Genomic DNA, 16954 nt, shown 5'->3' with positions numbered 1-16954 from the left:
CAGCCGGCTTCGGAGGCATCATGCCGGCTCTCTATGTAATGATCCCAGCGGCGCTGCTGATCGTTGCGGTCGCCGTATACATCTTCTTCTGGGCAGTAGACAGCGGCCAGTACGACGACCTCGACGGCCCGGCCCACAGCGTTTTGTTCGACGACCAAGACCCACAGCACTTGGCCGCCATGGAACAAGCCCACGCCCACAAGCCGGCACCTGACACTGAAAACGCCGACAACCACGACGAGAAACCACCCCATGCTTGAGCTGGCGCCCCTGTTGGTGTCGGCGCTGATCCTTGGATTGCTCGGCGGCGGTCATTGCCTGGGCATGTGCGGCGGTCTAATGGGCGCACTGACCCTGGCGATCCCCAAAGAACAACGCAGCCGTCGCTTTCGCCTGTTGCTGGCGTACAACGTCGGACGAATCCTCAGCTACGCCACCGCCGGTTTGCTGATCGGACTGGCGGGCTGGGCCGTCGCCAACAGCCCCGGGGCGATGGTCATGCGGGTGATCGCTGCGCTGCTGCTGATTGCCATGGGCCTGTACCTTGCTGGGTGGTGGAGCGGCCTGACCCGTATCGAAAGCCTCGGTCGCGGCCTGTGGCGCTACATACAGCCGGTTGCCAGCCGATTACTCCCGGTGTCGAGCCTGCCTCGTGCTTTGCTGCTGGGCGCGCTCTGGGGCTGGTTGCCGTGCGGGTTGGTCTACAGCACGCTGTTGTGGTCGGCCAGCCAAGGCAACGCGATTGATAGCGCATTGCTGATGCTTGCTTTTGGCCTCGGGACCTGGCCGGTGCTGCTCGCCACGGGCTTGGCCGCTGAGCGCACCACGGCCATTTTGCGCAAACGTGGCGTGCGCATGGCGGGTGGCGTGCTAGTCATTCTGTTTGGCCTCTGGACCTTGCCGGGGCCACATCAGCATTGGTTGATGGGTCACTAGGCTAGGCACGAAATCACTGCTGTTTGATGTATATCAACACCAACAAAACGACACCTCCCTAGACTTCGGACACTGCCAGCCTTTTCGGGGAAATGTCCGCATGCTCGATGCCATCCATTGGGATTCCGATCTGATTCGCCGCTACGACCTGGCGGGGCCGCGCTATACGTCCTACCCCACCGCGGTGCAATTTCAGACAAAGGTCAGCGCTTTCGATTTGCTGCACGCCCTGCGCGACAGCCGAAAGGCCCTGCGCCCGCTGTCGCTTTATGTCCACGTGCCGTTTTGCGCGAACATTTGTTATTACTGCGGCTGCAATAAAGTCATCACTAAAGACCGTGGCCGCGCACTGCCGTATTTGCAGCACCTGGAGCAGGAGATCGAGATGATCGCCTGTCACCTTGACCCTCGACAGCTCGTCGAACAGCTGCATTTTGGTGGCGGCACGCCGACGTTTCTCAGCCATGACGAATTGCGTCAAGTGATGGCGCATCTGCGCAAGCACTTCAACTTGCTCGATGACGACTCCGGCGACTACGGCATTGAGATCGACCCACGGGAAGCCGATTGGTCAACCATGGGCCTGCTCCGCGAACTCGGTTTCAACCGGGTCAGCCTCGGTGTCCAAGACCTCGACCCGGACGTCCAGCGCGCAGTCAATCGTCTGCAAAGCCTGGAAGAAACCAGAGCCATTGTCGATGCCGCGCACACGTTGCAATTTCGCTCGGTAAACATCGATCTTATTTACGGCTTGCCAAAACAGACGCCTGACTCCTTCGCCCGCACCGTCGATGAAATCATCGCGCTGCAACCGGACCGCCTGTCTGTCTTCAACTACGCCCACCTGCCAGAACGTTTTATGCCGCAACGCCGGATAAACGCTGACGACTTACCTTCCGCCGGGCACAAGCTGGAAATGCTTCAGCGCACCATCGATCAGTTGACCGGCGCCGGCTATCGCTACATTGGGATGGACCATTTCGCCCTACCGGACGACGAGTTGGCCATCGCGCAAGAAGAGTCGACGCTGCAACGTAACTTCCAGGGCTATACCACCCACGGTCATTGTGATTTGGTGGGCCTGGGCGTTTCGGCTATCAGTCAGATCGGCGATTTGTACAGCCAGAACAGCAGCGATCTGAACGACTACCAGACGTTATTGGGCAGCGATCAACTGGCGACCAAACGCGGCTTGCTGTGCAACGCCGACGATCGCGTGCGCAGAGCGGTCATTCAACAATTGATCTGCCATTTCAGCCTGAATTTTGCGGGCATCGAATATGCGTTCAATATTGATTTCAGAGGTTATTTCAAGGACGTCTGGCCGCAACTCGATGCCATGGCCAATGACGGACTCATCGCGATTGATGAGGTGGGCATAACCGTTCTGCCTGCAGGACGGCTGCTGGTACGTTCAGTGTGCATGGTGTTCGACGCGTACCTGAACCCCCATAACCGCCAATTGTTCTCCAGAGTGATCTAATCACTGCCTCGGCCCACGACGAGGCAGCACCCCTCCCTCTTCGTCACCCCCTAGCGGACGCAGAGTTTGCAGTACCTTGCTGCCTCCGTTTGGCCTACCCAACCACTGCTCGGCTCGACGCACCTTCGGGGGCGTCGTACTTGTCTATGCTCCTGACGAACTGTGCGATTACGGTATATCGACTGAAGTTCTAGAAACTTAATTCAAAGTAAAGTGAATAATCGCATTAACTGTCTCAAGAGATTACATCTGCGCTGGCAAGAATTACTCACGCTGAGTTACCCTCACAACTAATGCGTGTTTCCCAAAAGGATTTTTTGCGATGTCAGAGCCAGTTAAACTGCGCGCTCATAGTCAGGCCCACTGCAAGGACTGCAGCCTCGCCCCTTTGTGCCTACCACTTTCATTGAATATGGAAGACATGAATGCCCTCGATGAAATCGTTAAACGAGGCCGCCCACTGAGAAAGGGTGAGTTTCTGTTTCGACAGGGTGATCCCTTTGGTTCGGTCTACGCCGTACGCTCCGGCGCGCTAAAAACCTTCAGCCTGAGCGACGGCGGCGAAGAGCAAATTACCGGCTTCCACTTGCCAAGCGAACTGGTCGGCTTGTCCGGCATGGATACCGAGGCGTATCCGGTCTCGGCCCAGGCGCTGGAAACCACCTCCGTGTGCGAAATCCCCTTTGAACGTCTCGATGATCTGTCGGTGCAACTGCCACAGTTGCGTCGGCAATTAATGCGGATCATGAGCCGGGAAATCCGCGACGATCAGCAAATGATGTTGCTCTTGTCGAAAAAGACCGCTGACGAGCGGATTGCCACATTGTTGGTCAACCTGTCGGCGCGTTTTCATGCTCGCGGTTTCTCCGCCAATCAATTTCGCTTGAGCATGTCGCGCAATGAAATCGGCAACTTCCTTGGGCTAGCGGTAGAGACCGTGTCCAGGGTGTTTACCCGCTTCCAGGGCAGTGAGTTGATCTCTGCCGAAGGCAAGGAAATCCAAATCCTTGATCCGATCCAGCTTTGCGCACTGGCCGGTGGTTCGCTGGAAGGCTGAAACGTGGGATTCATGGCGGCTGAGCGTTAGACTAGCGTCTAACGCCCTGCCCAGGATCTTCTCGATGATTTTCGACGAATTCAGCTTCAAATCCCTTATTCGCCCTGTGCTGGACTTTCCCAAGCCCGGCATCATCTTTCGCGACATCACCCCGCTGTTTCAATCGCCAAAAGCCCTGCGCCTGGTGATAGACAGTTTCGTCCAACGTTATATCGAAGCCGACTTCAGCCATATCGGTGCGATGGACGCACGGGGTTTTCTGATTGGCTCCATCGTCGCTTACGAACTGAACAAGCCACTGATACTGTTCCGCAAGCAAGGCAAACTGCCCGCACACGTGCTGTCCGAAGGTTATCAGACCGAATACGGCGAAGCCTTTTTGGAAGTACACGCAGACAGCCTGTGCGACGGCGACTCGATTGTGATGTTCGATGACTTGATCGCTACCGGTGGCACCTTGATTGCAGCTGCCAACCTGATTCGACGCATGGGTGCGCATGTCTATGAAGCGGCGGCGATTATCGACTTGCCCGAACTGGGAGGCTCACAGCGCCTGGAAGACATGAACATCCCGACGTTTTGCCTGACCAACTTTTCGCTGTCGGACAAATAAACCTGTGGGGATTGCGCGCTGCTAAGTGACACTTTGTGTTGAGGTTGCAGCGCCCCTTCCCGAAGGGTGTTGGCGACGCACAAATTTCTGTAGGAGCTGCCGAAGGCTGCGATAGAATTTTTCAGTGCCGCCTATTCCGTGTTTGCCGAAAGTTTCTGTGGTGGCTTGCCAACGAAAGCGTCGATGCAGGCGACCCAGGCTTCAGGTCGACATCAGCGGCGCGATGGCGGACTCTTCCCAGGCAAGCCTACTCCCACAGTTTGCTATCAACTATGTCAATGAAACCCCAGAGCCGTGCCGGCTTCGCCAACACGTTGGCTCCTAACGATACTTTGGCACCTTCTTAAGCTACAACGCGATGGGCTTACGTCCGGCAAACGAATGCGCCAACGTGCCGCCGTCAACCAATTCCAACTCGCCGCCCAGCGGAACGCCGTGTGCGATCCGCGAGGTGATGAGGCCTTTGTTGCTCAGCAACTGGGCAATGTAATGCGCCGTGGCTTCGCCTTCCACCGTGGGGTTGGTGGCCAGGATGATTTCGGTAAACGAGCCCTGCTCTTCAATGCGCGCTACCAACTGCGGTATGCCGATAGCCTCAGGACCGAGCCCATCAAGGGGCGATAAATGCCCCTTAAGCACAAAGTAGCGGCCACGGTAACCGGTCTGCTCCACGGCATAAACGTCCATGGGACCTTCGACCACGCACAGAATCGTGTCGTCGCGGCGCACATCGGAGCATTGTGGGCACAAGTCATCTTCAGTGAGCGTGCGACACAATCGGCAATGGCCAACGCCTTCCATGGCCTGGCTCAACGCCAACGCCAGACGCGAACCGCCACTGCGGTCACGCTCCAGCAATTGCAGGGCCATACGCTGGGCGGTTTTCTGACCCACACCCGGCAATGTGCGCAAGGCATCGATCAATTGGCGAATCAGGGGACTGAAGCTCATGGAGAAAGGTCCGACAAAACAACGAGACGCGGTTTATACCCGCGCCTCCGGTTAGCGTCAATTCAAGCGTCAGCGACCCGGACCACCAGCTTGCCGAAGTTACGACCTTCCAGCATGCCGATGAACGCTTCTGGCGCTTGCTCCAGCCCTTCCACTACGTCTTCACGAAACTTGATTTGGCCCTCTGTCACCAAGGGCACCATGGCCGCGAGAAACTCCGCATGCCGATCACCGTATTCTTCGAACACGATAAACCCCTGAATCCGCGCACGCTTGGTCAGTAAGGTTCGCATCAGCAGCGGCAAGTAATCGGTGCCTTCGGGGAGCGCTTGGGCGTTGTATTGCGCGATCAAACCACACAGCGGAATTCGGGCGCGGGCATTAAGCAGCGGCAGCACGGCGCTGAATACCTTGCCACCCACAAGCTCGAAGTAGATGTCGATGCCATTGCCACACTCATCCGCCAGCTGTTCGGCAAAATGCTCGCTCTTGTGATCGATGCAGGCATCGAAGCCCAACTCGTCAACCACGTAACGGCATTTATCGGGACCGCCAGCAATGCCCACTACTCTCAGACCCTTCAGTTTCGCCACTTGACCCACTACAGAACCCACAGCGCCGGAAGCCGCCGCTACCACCAGGGTTTCGCCGGCTTTGGGTTTGCCAATCTCCATCAGGCCCATATACGCCGTGATGCCGGGCATGCCCAACACACCCACTGCCATGGAAGGACTGGGCAAGTCTTTAGGCAGCGCAAGCACTTGGGTACCATCGCAGATGCTGTGGGTCTGCCAGCCAGTCATGCCAACCACCAGATCACCCACTTTAAAGCGGACGTTGCGCGATTGCTCGACACGACTGACGGCACCGCCGGTCATGACGTTATTGACCTGAACCGGCTCGGCATACGACGGCGTATCGTTCATCCGCCCGCGCATATAGGGGTCCAGAGAAAGATAGAGCGTGCGCAGCAGCACTTGGCCCTCCTCCAACTCAGGCAACGCTTCACGCTCCAGGCGGAAGTTTTCTGGCGTCGGCGCGCCTTTCGGGCGCGAGGCGAGAACAATGCGTTGATTGAGGATCAGTTCTGGCGGCATCGAAGCGGTTCCTTCAGCAATAAATTGGGGTCATAGAAAGCAGACCGTGTGGCGGGTTCGGGGTTCGGTTTGAACGATCTGTAGAGCCAACTTGTTGGCGAAGGCGGTCTATCTGGCGGACCCAGTTGGACCTCTCGCCAACAAGTTGGCTCCTACAGACGGTGGATAAACAAAAAAGCCAGGCACTAGGCCTGGCTTCTCGTGACCGCCGACGCAACCTAGAACGGCAGCTTCATGCCTGGAGGCAGTTGCATGCCAGCGGTCATGCCGGACATTTTTTCCTGGCTGTTTTGCTCGACTTTGCGCACGGCGTCGTTGACGGCTGCGGCGATCAAGTCTTCGAGGACTTCTTTGTCTTCTTGCATCAGGCTGTCGTCGAGGCTGATGCGTTTGACGTCATGACGACCGGTCATCACGACGCTGACCAGGCCCGCGCCTGATTGGCCAGTGACTTCGGCGTTGGCGAGTTCTTCCTGCGCCTTGGCCATTTTTTCTTGCATCTGCTGTGCCTGCTTCATCAGGCCGGCCATGCCACCTTTCATCATGAGAATTCACCTCGAACGTTGTGGAGTTGGTCTGCGCAACGCCTTGCGGGCGCCACGCACATTAGTTAAAGGGTCTGAGCCACCGGAGCGTCTACAGGTTCAATCGTATCCTCTCGAATCACCGCGCCAAACTGTTGCAACATTTGTTGGATGAACGGATCGGAATGGATCGACGCTTCTGCTTCGCTCTGGCGTTCGGCACGACGGCGCGAACCTGCCTGCGCCGGGGTTTCCTGTTCGGGCTTGATCAGCTCGATACTGAGGGTCAGCGTGCGCCCGTGGTATTGATTCAGGGCGTCGTTGAGCCGACGTTGCTGGGTCGTGTTGAATAACGCGCTGTGGGCCGGGTCCAGGTGCAGCAGCCAATGATCGCCGTCTACCGCCATCAATGTACAGTTGGCGGCGATACTGCCGGTCATGCCTGAAATCGGCAGCTTCGCAAACAGGTTCAACCAATCCAGCGCCAAGCCCGTTGCCGGCATCGAAGCAGGCAACGGCTCTGGTTCGGCCACGTCAGGCACGCTGTCGTGGGCCAATTCATCCAAGTAGCTATAAGACGCCGGATCGATATCAAGCTCACCGTCGAAATAGTCATCGTCGGGCGGTTCGTCGTCACGCTCCATCGGTGCCGAGACCGACGACGAAGCGTCTGGAATCTGCTCAAGCATGGCCGGCGTCACGGCGGCGACGGGCACAGCCTCAGGCTCAACCACATCGGGCGCATCCGGGACCGGACTGGCCGGTGCCTCAGCAGGCATTGGCGTGAGATCGGGTTGCTCAGCGACGGTATCGAGCATGGGCTCAGGTACCGCTTCGGCAACGTATTCTGGTTCTGGTTCTGGCTCGACAGCAGCCTGCGGCTCTGGCTTACGCTCGTTCCACGGCAGGTCAACCTCAGGAACAGCAACAGCGGCGGGCGCAACGGTTAAAGGCACCACGGCCGGCTCAGGCACGGGCGCAACCACTGGAGCGGCAACCGGTTCGGCGGTTACCGGTGCAACAGGCGTCGCACCGGCCACTGGCTGTGTGGAATCAACCGTGGCCGGGTTGATCCCTACTGTCTTTAGCGGCTGCCTCGGTGCATCACTGCTGTCTGCTGGGCGGAAGGCTAGCATCCGCAACAGCACCATTTCGAAGCCACCACGCGGGTCGGGTGCCAGCGGCAAATCGCGACGACCAATCAGGCCCATCTGGTAGTAAAACTGTATGTCTTCGGCGGGCAAGGCCTGCGCCAGTGCCAATACCTGGTCACGGTCGCCATGACCGTTATCGATCCCTTCGGGCAAGGCCTGGGCAATCGCGATGCGGTGCAGCACGTTGAGAATTTCCGACAGCACACCGTTCCAGTCAGGCCCTTGCTCGGACAAATGGCGCACCGCCTCGAGCATTGCGCGCGCATCGCCGTCGAGTAACGCCTGCAACAGGTCATAGACTTGCCCGTGGTCCAGCGTGCCGAGCATCGCCCGAACATCCTCCGCCATGACCTTGCCTTCGCCGAACGCTATCGCTTGATCGGTCAGGCTCATGGCATCGCGCATCGAACCATCGGCTGCGCGGCCTAGCAGCCAGAGCGCGTCGGTTTCAAACGGGATATTCTCGACACCCAGTACATGGGCCAAATGCTCGACCACACGCTCCGGCGTCATGTTTTTCAGGGCGAACTGCAAACAGCGCGACAGGATGGTTGCCGGTAGCTTCTGCGGGTCAGTGGTTGCCAGGATGAATTTGACGTAAGGCGGCGGCTCTTCCAAGGTCTTCAACAGGGCGTTGAACGAACTGGTGGACAGCATGTGTACTTCGTCGATCAGGTAGACCTTGAAGCGTCCGCGGCTCGGCGCGTATTGGACGCTTTCCAGCAGCTCGCGGGTGTCCTCGACCTTGGTCCGGCTTGCAGCGTCAATTTCGATCAAATCGACGAACCGCCCTTCATCAATTTCACAGCAAACTGAACAGGTACCACACGGCGTCGACGTAATACCTGTTTCACAATTCAGGCATTTCGCGATAATTCGTGCGATGGTGGTTTTACCCACACCGCGCGTGCCGGTAAATAAGTAGGCATGATGCAACCGTTGGCTGTCCAACGCGTTGATCAGGGCCTTGAGCACATGGGTCTGGCCGACCATTTCGCGGAACGAGCGCGGACGCCATTTACGTGCAAGAACCTGATAACTCATCGATAACCGTCGCGACTGAAAGCGGAAGACCGCTAATGCTAGCGGAGCAGGGGCAAAATTGCATCCGGTGTCCGGCGCTAATATAGCTACGCTCATCAATTGAATGCTTCCAGGAGTTGGATCTGACTTGAATAGCACCGTAATGCTCACGCCGATGAACCGAATCCGGCTGTTGTTGAGTGTCTTGTTGCTAGTGTCCTGCTCAAGCTTCGCGGCGGACCCCCCACTACGTTTCTCGATTGCCGATGGCTGGTCAATGCCCCTTGTGCTGATTGACGACGAAAAACCCCATGGCGGTTTTCTGTTCGACATCATGGAGAGCCTTGGCCACCACATGGGCCTGCCCACCGAATATCACGTGTTGGCCCGCCTGCGCGTGCAAAGTGCGTTGGAGCACGGCGACGTCGATATTCGTTGCTACGCGGCGCAGTCCTGGGTGCCGAACATGTCCGGCGACTACATTTGGAGCTTACCGCTGATAACTCAGCGCGACCTGCTGGTGAGCACCGCAGACAACCCGACGCCGGTTGATCTCAAACAACTCACCCATCAAAACATCGGCACAGTGCTCGGATACGTCTACCCGAGCCTGCAAACGTTGTTTGATAGCCATCAATTGGTCCGCGAAGACGCTCGCAGCCAGGATCAAGTGCTGCAAAAACTGTTCGCCGGACGCTATCGCTATGCGGTGGCCAATCAATGGTCGATGGACTGGTTCAATCGCAATCTGCCGCCCGACAAACAGCTGCGCGGGGTTTCCATGATTGAGGAACAAGCGGTAGGCTGCGTCGTGCGCAACGACCCTAATGTGCCCGTGCAACGGATTCTGCGAACTTTGCTGCGAATGAAAATGTCCGGCGAGATTGAGCAAATTTTGGAACGTTACGGCCCTCCAGCGCCTGTGGTCATTGGACAGCCGGAGCCGTTACCGTCACCTTGAAGCCTTGCTTGAGCGTTTATAAATCTTCACTGCGCGCTGTAGTATTACCGTCACACTGCCTCGCTACGCTCCTTCGAAATCAGCATTAACGATCTCAGCCAAGTACGCAGGGAACCTGTCATGAGCGACAAAAAAGAAGAAGAAACCTCGCAACCACTTGCTGGCGACAATCCCCCTGACGCCAGCAGACGGCGTTTTCTCGGTGGCGTCGCGGCGCTTGGTGTGGGCGCAACCCTCAGCGCCTACGTCTGCGCCGACGAGAAACCCCTCGCGCTGGATGCCCCCCCGTTAACCGGCGCCGCGCTAGACCAGGCACTCAGCGACAACGTAAAAACGGTGGTCGTGATCTACGCCGAAAACCGCAGCTTCAATAACTTGTTCGGCAATTTCCCTGGCGTCGAAAAGCCGATGGCGGACCTCGACCCCAGCGAGTATCAACAGCGTGACCGAGACGGCAAACTGCTGGAAGAGTTGCCTCCGGTGTGGGGCGGCGTATTGCAACTCGGGCCGCAAACCGTGGACGGCGTGACCTACCCCGTCGGCACCCAATTTCAAGACCACCTGCTCAACCAACCCTATGCGCTCCAAGGCCCCAATGGCGAAGACTTGCCACTGAGCCTGGTGACACGGGACCTGTGGCATGTGTTTTACCAAAACCAGATGCAGATCAACGACGGCAAAAACGATCGCTTCGTCGCGTGGGCCGATTCCGGTGGCCTGACCATGGGCCACTACGGGCAGACCGAATATTCGTTACGGCTGTGGGACGTGGCGTCTGAATTCGTCCTGTGTGACAACTTCTTTCAAGGCGCTTTCGGTGGCTCGTTCCTGAACCATCAATACCTGATTTCCGCTGCCGTGCCGTTCTACCCAAACGTTGCCAACTCCCCGGCCAAACAGCAGATCGCCACGCTACAAAGTGATAACCCCCAGGACACACGACTCAAACCACTGGAGAAATCACCCGCCAGCGCCATGACCGGTCCGCCACAATTTGGTCCCAGTTTGCTGACACCCGATGGCTATGCCGTCAACACCATGGCGCCGCCGTATTGGCCGACCTGGATTCGCGACCCGGACCGCCCGGAATATGCCAAAGCCGACGTGGCCAACGTGCTGGTGCCGCAAACCCACGACCACATCGGCGACAAGCTGTCGAAGAAAAACGTCGATTGGGCGTGGTATGCCGGCGCGTGGCAGAGCACCATTGACCAGTTCAAAGACTCGGCGGGCATTCCGAAAATCCCGAGTTTCCAGTATCACCATCAGCCGTTTAATTACTTCAAGAAACAAGGCCCGGAAAACCCGGACGAACGCAACAAGCGCCTACGTGACGGGGGCCTCGGCGATGAGTCCAGCACCAATAAATTCCTCGCTGATGCCCAGGCCGGCAAGCTGCCCGCCGTCACGTTTTATAAACCTCAGGGCAACCTGAACATGCATGCCGGTTACACCGACGTTGCTGCGGGTGATCGCCACATCACCCGCGTCATTAAAGTGCTGCGTAACAGTCCGCAGTGGGAAAACATGGTGATTGTCATCACCGTCGACGAGAACGGCGGCTGGTGGGACCACGTTGCGCCACCCAAGGGTGATCGCTGGGGACCAGGCACTCGGGTTCCGGCGCTGGTGGTCTCGCCGTTCGCCCGCCGGGAAACGGTTGACCACACCACGTATGACACCGCTTCGATTTTGCGCTTGATCACCCGAGTGCACGGTCTTGAAAAACTGGACGGGTTAAAGATGCGAGACGAAGCGATGGCAACCCGAGGCCAGGAGCCCATGGGCGACTTGACTAACGCGCTGCAGTTCTTTGGCTGAGTCATCGTAACGCTCACAAAAACCGCCACCAACGTGGCGGTTTTTTCGCTAAGCTGCCCCGGCCAAATCGGTTCAGAATGTACGGGGCTACCCTTAAATGCTTGCGATGAAATGCCTGCGCTGCTTATTGGCAGCTATCGTGCTGTGTGCCACCACCGCCCTTGCCGATGCTGCGACCCCCACGCCTCATGACCCCGCAAAGGTTCAGCAAACGCCGGCGCAGTTCTTCGCGACGCTCAAGCCGCAGCACGGCACTATTAATCTGCCAGGCGGCGTTGCCACCCTCAGCCTGAACGACGATTTCTATTACCTCACGCCGCAAGACACCGAACGCCTGATAGTTGACGGCTGGGGCAATCCGCCCGGCCATAAGACGTTGGGCATGATCGTGCCACACGCCACCAACCCGATGTCCCGCGGGGGCTGGGGAGTGTTGGTCAGCTACAAAGACGACGGGCACGTCTCCGATGAAGACGCCGCCCAGATCGACTACACCGAAATGCTCAAGCAAATGCAGGAAGACGATGTAGAGAACAACAACGAGCGGCGCAAACAAGGCTATCCCGGCCTGCAATTAGTCGGCTGGGCCGAGCCGCCGCGCTACGACGATCAAAGCCACAAGATGTATTGGGCCCGGGAACTGAAGGCCGACAACGCCGATGAAAACACCCTCAACTACAGCATCCGCGTGCTCGGTCGCCAAGGCGTGCTGGAACTTAATGCCGTCGCTTCGATGAGCGATCTTGCAACCATTCAACGGGAGATGCCTCACGTCCTGGCGTTCACCAACTTCACCGACGGCAACCGCTACGCCGACTACGAACCAGGCACAGACAAACTGGCCAAATACGGCTTGGCGGCACTGGTTGCCGGTGGGTTAGCCGCTAAGGCTGGGCTGTTCGCCAAACTGGGGATAATGCTGCTGGCGGCGAAAAAGTTCTTGTTGGTGGGGCTGATGGTTGCAGTGACGTTCGTTCGCAAGTTTTTCAATCGCAATAAGTAAACAAACTGAACTGACCATTTCTTTTTAAAATAGCGTTTTTATGGTTTCTGGTGGTGGCATGACTATTAAACTTCTTGAGATTAGCGTCGCAACAAAGACCGCTATACGCTGCAGCAAATCATTTGCGAGCTCGCTGGTACGTTGATGGAAGAAGAGCAGGACGAAGCGCTGATGCGCGTCTATACCAAACACGCCGGCGACGATTTTGAGACTGTCCGACATCAGGAAAATGACCTGTTAAGAGCGTCGATAGAAGAAACGTTCGGTGTCGATCTTGGCGATGATCTCGATCTGGACTCCATCGAGGAGGTGGCTCAACGACTCCAAGAGAAGCTAGACGAGGTCGCTCAAGAATCGAAACACGACGGTAGGCAGAAACCTGCAAAAACCGTTCGTCAAGAAGAACAAGAAAAAGGCAGTCAATCCATACGCGACATCTATCGCAAGCTGGTCAGCGCTCTGCACCCAGATCGCGAAACTGACACCGCCGAACGCGAACGTAAAACCGAAGACTTAAAAATGTCATTTCGAATGCAATTTCTGCTGGAGCCGTTCGCGCCTATACAACCGAAAAACGCGTTACGTACATGCGAAAAAACCATTCGGGCAATGCGCACTGACCTCCTCCTAAAGAAAAACCAACTCCTCACACTCTCAGATACCAAAATTTTGAAGCCATGGCTTAGAGAGCAACGGGAAATAGAAGAATTTAGCGATTGGCTGGACGACGACATGTCAGATGGTTTTTTCGGTAGCCCCCCTTATCTGCGCGTCTGGCCTAAACTGATTGGAACAAACGCCGACACCCGCCCCATCACCACGAGTAGTCGCTAACGCCATGATCGATCCCCTCCGCGTATCCAGACTTGACGCCGCGCATCGGCAGTTGAACCTTGCCATTCGCTTGCTATTTGCCAGCGCCGACCCGGTAGCGATCCATACACTGGTGGGGGCAGCAACAACGATTTTGCACAACGCCTCGCCTGAGCATGACAATGGCCTGGCTCCCACAGAGTTTTACCGGATGACGCACAAGGCGCAAAACCTGTTCAAACAGGCGGGTATGGATTTGGAGGCGATGTTCGAACTGGACCCGAAGGACAGCGAATCGCTGGCGTTTTGGGCCGTGATGAACGCCAGTGAATTAGGACCGTTATCGTTGGAAGAGCAGTTGTATCAGCAATGGTATATCGCCTCACACCTGCTACGCGGCGAAGAACACGAAACCTTGCTCAGCTCGGCACTTCAGACGTTTGGCGACTTAAGTGCCAAATCCCGCCGCGAGCAAATACAAGCCGGTGCCCGTGGCCTTGCTGAACTGGACGCCAGTGGTCCATCGGATTCGACGCATTGGAAGAGTCAGGGGGATTATCAATAAGGGCGCGGCTATCCGTGGGAGCCAAGGTGTTGGCGAAGGTCCTTCGGACTGATCGCAGTCTTCGGCTGATACACGCTTGCGAGAACGACGACATCTAGATGCGCGACCGAATTCACTCGGAAAAACCACAGTGCATACGAAAGACGTCTGAAGGCGTTCGACGAGGAATTACAGATTTTTTTAAAAACCCATTGAGGACCAATGAGTTGCGTTATGGAGGCAACCCCACCAGCCACACCCCGGCACACAATGTTCCCGCTGTGGCTGCTTCCTTCCGGATCTGACCAGGTTCACGGGTAATCGTTGCGGGGGGACCGGCAGGGTCACCATAACGACGCTCACCTGACGGTGAACGGCGCCATTGTACCGGTCTGGCGATAAGTTACAACCGTTGGTTGTGATTAAAAATATGAAGGGGCTCAAGCACTTGTACAACGGGGTTGGACGGGGATGCCTTGCCGTCGGCCTGCTTGTGACGAATCCCGTTAAACTGCCCCCTTTGTGTAAACGCGGTACGCTTTTAAGGATTCGATCGATGCCAATTGAGCTGGTCTGCTATGAGGACCTGACCGACATTCAGCGAAAGCAGCTACTGCGGATCAAGGTGCTGGACGCGCAGAAGTCGTTTTCCGGCGACATCTACGGGGCGCTGAATTCGCTGCTGGTCAACGCCACGTCGGACATTCGTGGGTTTGCGTTGCTCACAGAGGGGCTGCCGGTGGGGTTTTTGCTGCTTAAGCGCGGGATATATTTACCAGCCTGGGCGCAGGCCGATGCGGCGACGTTGCATTCGCTGCAGATTGATCGGCGCAGGCAAGGCCAAGGGTTGGGCAAGGCGTGTTTGCAGGCCCTTGCGAAAACGACGCGGCGGGTTTGGCCTGATATCAAACAACTGATGTTGTCGGTGGATGAAGATAATACGACGGCAATAGGTTTGTATTTGAGCCACGGCTGGGTAGACACCGGTGAGGCGTATCGGGGGCGGATTGGCTATGAACGGCGGTTGGCGTTGAAGCTTTTCAGGTGAGGTCTGGTGGACTGCGTTGGATCTTTCCCGAAGACATTTGGCCCACAGATTTTAGCGATGCACAGATTTCTGCAGGCGCTGCCGAAGGCTGCGATCAGATGTCAGTGCCTGTTATTCCGTGCCCGCCAAAGTCTCTGTGGGAATTGTTTTGCCAACGAAAGCGTCAATGCAGGCGACCCAGGTATCAGGTCGACATCAGCCGAGCGATTATCGGCCTCTTCGCAGGCAAGCCTACTCCCACAGCATCTGCGGCTGCTTGCTATCAACCGTGTCAATGAAATCCCAGAGCCGTACCGGCTTCGCAGCCTTCGGCAGCTGTTATAACTACTTTTTAATTATTTATAAAACAATAGGTTGGCGCTGGATTACGTGTGTATATCCGGCCTTTGTGGTTGCTCAAATTATGGTTTCACTTTTACAGCGAGGCACCTTTTTCAAACGCCAAAAGGTCCCGCCAAAAGGGCTTGCCCCACCACGCAGGACCTCACTCCGTAATTTGATATTCAATTCACAGACGATCTACGGGCGGGCGGCCATCTGTGCAGCACCAAAAACCGTGGGACCGAATTTATTCGGGAAGGCTTCAGTCCTGACACCTGCAACCTCAAACCACACAAAGTGCCACCCAGTTTGCTGCGCGACAGCGCGGCGTCGAAGTCGTGGCGGCAGGTCCTTTTCAAGGCTCTACTGCGCTAGCAGCACCTCATCCGCCTTGCCACCGGCCTCTTGAATCACTAAGTGAATGAAATGCAGTTTGGTAATCACCGCCGGTGACAGGACGAACGGATAGAAGTCCGGTTGCCCCATGCTACGGGAGAGTTCATTGAGCATGCCGGCGAGTTCAATCCAGGCGTTGACGAATGACAGGAATGCCTGACCACCGGGGTGTTGGGGGTCGTAGAGGGTTTCGAGTGTGAACGGCTGGTAATCGAAGTCCATGTCCCGGGCGCTCATGCCGAAGCCGAGTGCGGTGTCGACGGCGTCCATCATGTGCAGGTAATGCGCCCAGGTTTCAGCCCAATCTTCCCAAGGGTGCATGGTCGCGTAGGCGCTGACGTAGTGTTGTTGCCAGCCTACCGGGGCGCCGCTCTGGTAGTGATGTTCAAGGGCGTCAGCGTAACTGGCGCGGTCATCGCCGAACAGGTTGCGGAAATTATCCTGCCAATGGGTGTCAGCGATCAGACGGTCCCAATAATAGTGGCCAACTTCGTGACGGAAATGTCCGAGCAACGTGCGGTAAGGTTCGTGCAACTGAACGCGCATGGCTTCCCGATGGGCGTCGTCTGCTTCTTCGATGTTAAGGGTGATCAGACCGTTGGCATGGCCGGTGGTGGGCAGTTTGCCTTCAAGGTCGACGCCGACGAAATCAAACGCCAAGCCGGTGTCTTCGTCTTGAGATTTCGAAATCACTTTCAAACCCAACGATATCAACTGCGCGACCAAGCGCCGTTTGGCAGTTTCTACTTTGCACCAGCGCTCGGCGTTTTCCGGGATCGAGAGATCGGGGATGGTCCGGTTAAGGCTGCACGCAATGCAGAATTCGCCCGGTTCACTGTCGGGGAACAGCCAGTTACAGGCCGCCGGCGTATCGACGTTGGCACAGCGTCGGTAAAGCGCTGCTTGAGGCTCGTCGGTCAGGCGCCAGGTATTGAGCTGCTGGCCGGGCTCCAGCGTGACCAACCTGCCCTGCTCCGGCAGATAGCCCAAAGCGGCCGAGCAGGCCAGGCATTGGGTATTGGCAAAGAAGATCGACTGCCCACAATTGCACTGCCAAACCTTACTGTTACGCTTGGTCTCGCCCACGAATGGCGCAGCGATGCGTGAGCTGAGTTGTTCAAAGAAGCGATACATGACGATCTCCTTGTGGGGTGCCAGCACTAGATCATGTGTCGCTGTGGGGGTTCCGTGTATTTGACCGGGCGCACT

The 16954-nt window shown here is 56.9% G+C and carries 16 protein-coding genes and 1 other RNA gene; 11 read left to right on the top strand and 6 right to left on the bottom strand.

Annotation, left to right across the window (positions count from 1 at the left end; translation table 11 throughout):
• Positions 1-20 precede the first annotated feature (20 nt).
• From ccoS to RHM65_RS15580, 5 genes are all read left to right on the top strand, one after another.
• Positions 21-260 carry a cbb3-type cytochrome oxidase assembly protein CcoS gene (gene ccoS, locus RHM65_RS15600; RefSeq protein ID WP_322165076.1) on the top strand — a complete coding sequence of 80 codons (240 nt, stop codon included), beginning with the start codon at positions 21-23 and terminating at the stop codon, positions 258-260.
• Entirely contained in the window at positions 253-936 is a 684-nt protein-coding gene (locus RHM65_RS15595; protein WP_322165077.1) for a sulfite exporter TauE/SafE family protein, read from the top strand. The genes ccoS and RHM65_RS15595 overlap by 8 nt, the downstream gene beginning before the upstream one ends.
• A 100-nt stretch (positions 937-1036) precedes the next feature.
• Positions 1037-2419, top strand: coding sequence for an oxygen-independent coproporphyrinogen III oxidase (gene hemN / locus RHM65_RS15590; protein ID WP_322165078.1), 1383 nt, complete (start codon positions 1037-1039; stop codon positions 2417-2419).
• 322 nt (positions 2420-2741) lie between these two features.
• Positions 2742-3476, top strand: coding sequence for a fumarate/nitrate reduction transcriptional regulator Fnr (gene fnr, locus RHM65_RS15585; protein WP_322165079.1), 735 nt, complete (start codon positions 2742-2744; stop codon positions 3474-3476).
• A 64-nt stretch (positions 3477-3540) separates the two neighbouring features.
• A complete protein-coding gene (locus RHM65_RS15580; RefSeq protein ID WP_322165080.1) occupies positions 3541-4089 on the top strand; it encodes an adenine phosphoribosyltransferase in 549 nt (182 codons plus the stop codon).
• A gap of 348 nt (positions 4090-4437) precedes the next feature.
• On the opposite strand, the gene recR is transcribed toward RHM65_RS15580, so the two are convergent.
• From recR to dnaX, 4 genes are all read right to left on the bottom strand, one after another.
• Positions 4438-5040, bottom strand: coding sequence for a recombination mediator RecR (recR, locus tag RHM65_RS15575; RefSeq protein ID WP_322165081.1), 603 nt, complete (start codon positions 5038-5040; stop codon positions 4438-4440).
• A 62-nt stretch (positions 5041-5102) separates the two neighbouring features.
• Entirely contained in the window at positions 5103-6137 is a 1035-nt protein-coding gene (locus RHM65_RS15570; RefSeq protein WP_322165083.1) for an NADP-dependent oxidoreductase, read from the bottom strand.
• 218 nt (positions 6138-6355) lie between these two features.
• Positions 6356-6682 (bottom strand): YbaB/EbfC family nucleoid-associated protein, encoded by a 327-nt coding sequence (locus RHM65_RS15565; RefSeq protein ID WP_299831232.1) that lies wholly within the window; start codon positions 6680-6682, stop codon positions 6356-6358.
• A gap of 65 nt (positions 6683-6747) precedes the next feature.
• Positions 6748-8859, bottom strand: a complete 2112-nt coding sequence (gene dnaX, locus RHM65_RS15560) for a DNA polymerase III subunit gamma/tau (RefSeq protein WP_322183776.1) — start codon at positions 8857-8859, stop codon at positions 6748-6750.
• A gap of 163 nt (positions 8860-9022) precedes the next feature.
• Between dnaX and RHM65_RS15555 the strand changes: the two genes are divergently transcribed.
• From RHM65_RS15555 to RHM65_RS15535, 5 genes are all read left to right on the top strand, one after another.
• The gene (locus tag RHM65_RS15555; RefSeq protein WP_416194810.1) at positions 9023-9799 is read left to right on the top strand and encodes a substrate-binding periplasmic protein; all 777 of its coding nucleotides are present in this window, start codon (positions 9023-9025) and stop codon (positions 9797-9799) included.
• Between the two features lie 120 nt (positions 9800-9919).
• The gene (locus RHM65_RS15550) at positions 9920-11620 is read left to right on the top strand and encodes an acid phosphatase (RefSeq protein WP_322165085.1); all 1701 of its coding nucleotides are present in this window, start codon (positions 9920-9922) and stop codon (positions 11618-11620) included.
• 106 nt (positions 11621-11726) lie between these two features.
• On the top strand, positions 11727-12623 hold the full coding sequence (locus RHM65_RS15545; protein WP_322171025.1) for a DUF2167 domain-containing protein: 897 nt from the start codon (positions 11727-11729) through the stop codon (positions 12621-12623).
• A 144-nt stretch (positions 12624-12767) separates the two neighbouring features.
• The gene (locus RHM65_RS15540) at positions 12768-13457 is read left to right on the top strand and encodes a hypothetical protein (RefSeq protein WP_322165086.1); all 690 of its coding nucleotides are present in this window, start codon (positions 12768-12770) and stop codon (positions 13455-13457) included.
• 4 nt (positions 13458-13461) lie between these two features.
• Positions 13462-14001 carry a hypothetical protein gene (locus tag RHM65_RS15535; RefSeq protein WP_322165087.1) on the top strand — a complete coding sequence of 180 codons (540 nt, stop codon included), beginning with the start codon at positions 13462-13464 and terminating at the stop codon, positions 13999-14001.
• A 223-nt stretch (positions 14002-14224) separates the two neighbouring features.
• Here RHM65_RS15535 and ffs read toward each other — a convergent pair.
• Positions 14225-14321, bottom strand: an RNA gene (gene ffs / locus RHM65_RS15530) — signal recognition particle sRNA small type.
• Between the two features lie 215 nt (positions 14322-14536).
• Here ffs and RHM65_RS15525 point away from each other — a divergent pair.
• Positions 14537-15028, top strand: coding sequence for a GNAT family N-acetyltransferase (locus RHM65_RS15525; RefSeq protein ID WP_322165088.1), 492 nt, complete (start codon positions 14537-14539; stop codon positions 15026-15028).
• A 684-nt stretch (positions 15029-15712) separates the two neighbouring features.
• Here the strand turns inward: RHM65_RS15525 and RHM65_RS15520 are convergent.
• Positions 15713-16879, bottom strand: coding sequence for a zinc-binding metallopeptidase family protein (locus RHM65_RS15520; protein ID WP_322165090.1), 1167 nt, complete (start codon positions 16877-16879; stop codon positions 15713-15715).
• Positions 16880-16954 lie beyond the last annotated feature (75 nt).

This window comes from Pseudomonas sp. CCI4.2 (assembly GCF_034350045.1).
Lineage (GTDB): Bacteria > Pseudomonadota > Gammaproteobacteria > Pseudomonadales > Pseudomonadaceae > Aquipseudomonas.
This window is presented reverse-complemented; position numbering and strand designations above follow the sequence as displayed.

Excerpts from the sequence above, each read along its gene's own strand:
- fnr (WP_322165079.1), top strand. The coding sequence starts at position 2,742 with ATGTCAGAGCCAGTTAAACTGCGCGCTCATAGTCAGGCCCACTGCAAG.
- RHM65_RS15565 (WP_299831232.1), bottom strand. The coding sequence starts at position 6,682 with ATGATGAAAGGTGGCATGGCCGGCCTGATGAAGCAGGCACAGCAGATG.
- RHM65_RS15545 (WP_322171025.1), top strand. The coding sequence starts at position 11,727 with ATGAAATGCCTGCGCTGCTTATTGGCAGCTATCGTGCTGTGTGCCACC.
- RHM65_RS15570 (WP_322165083.1), bottom strand. The coding sequence starts at position 6,137 with ATGCCGCCAGAACTGATCCTCAATCAACGCATTGTTCTCGCCTCGCGC.
- RHM65_RS15540 (WP_322165086.1), top strand. The coding sequence starts at position 12,768 with ATGGAAGAAGAGCAGGACGAAGCGCTGATGCGCGTCTATACCAAACAC.
- dnaX (WP_322183776.1), bottom strand. The coding sequence starts at position 8,859 with ATGAGTTATCAGGTTCTTGCACGTAAATGGCGTCCGCGCTCGTTCCGC.
- RHM65_RS15525 (WP_322165088.1), top strand. The coding sequence starts at position 14,537 with ATGCCAATTGAGCTGGTCTGCTATGAGGACCTGACCGACATTCAGCGA.
- hemN (WP_322165078.1), top strand. The coding sequence starts at position 1,037 with ATGCTCGATGCCATCCATTGGGATTCCGATCTGATTCGCCGCTACGAC.
- recR (WP_322165081.1), bottom strand. The coding sequence starts at position 5,040 with ATGAGCTTCAGTCCCCTGATTCGCCAATTGATCGATGCCTTGCGCACA.
- ccoS (WP_322165076.1), top strand. The coding sequence starts at position 21 with ATGCCGGCTCTCTATGTAATGATCCCAGCGGCGCTGCTGATCGTTGCG.
- RHM65_RS15580 (WP_322165080.1), top strand. The coding sequence starts at position 3,541 with ATGATTTTCGACGAATTCAGCTTCAAATCCCTTATTCGCCCTGTGCTG.
- RHM65_RS15520 (WP_322165090.1), bottom strand. The coding sequence starts at position 16,879 with ATGTATCGCTTCTTTGAACAACTCAGCTCACGCATCGCTGCGCCATTC.
- RHM65_RS15550 (WP_322165085.1), top strand. The coding sequence starts at position 9,920 with ATGAGCGACAAAAAAGAAGAAGAAACCTCGCAACCACTTGCTGGCGAC.
- RHM65_RS15535 (WP_322165087.1), top strand. The coding sequence starts at position 13,462 with ATGATCGATCCCCTCCGCGTATCCAGACTTGACGCCGCGCATCGGCAG.
- RHM65_RS15595 (WP_322165077.1), top strand. The coding sequence starts at position 253 with ATGCTTGAGCTGGCGCCCCTGTTGGTGTCGGCGCTGATCCTTGGATTG.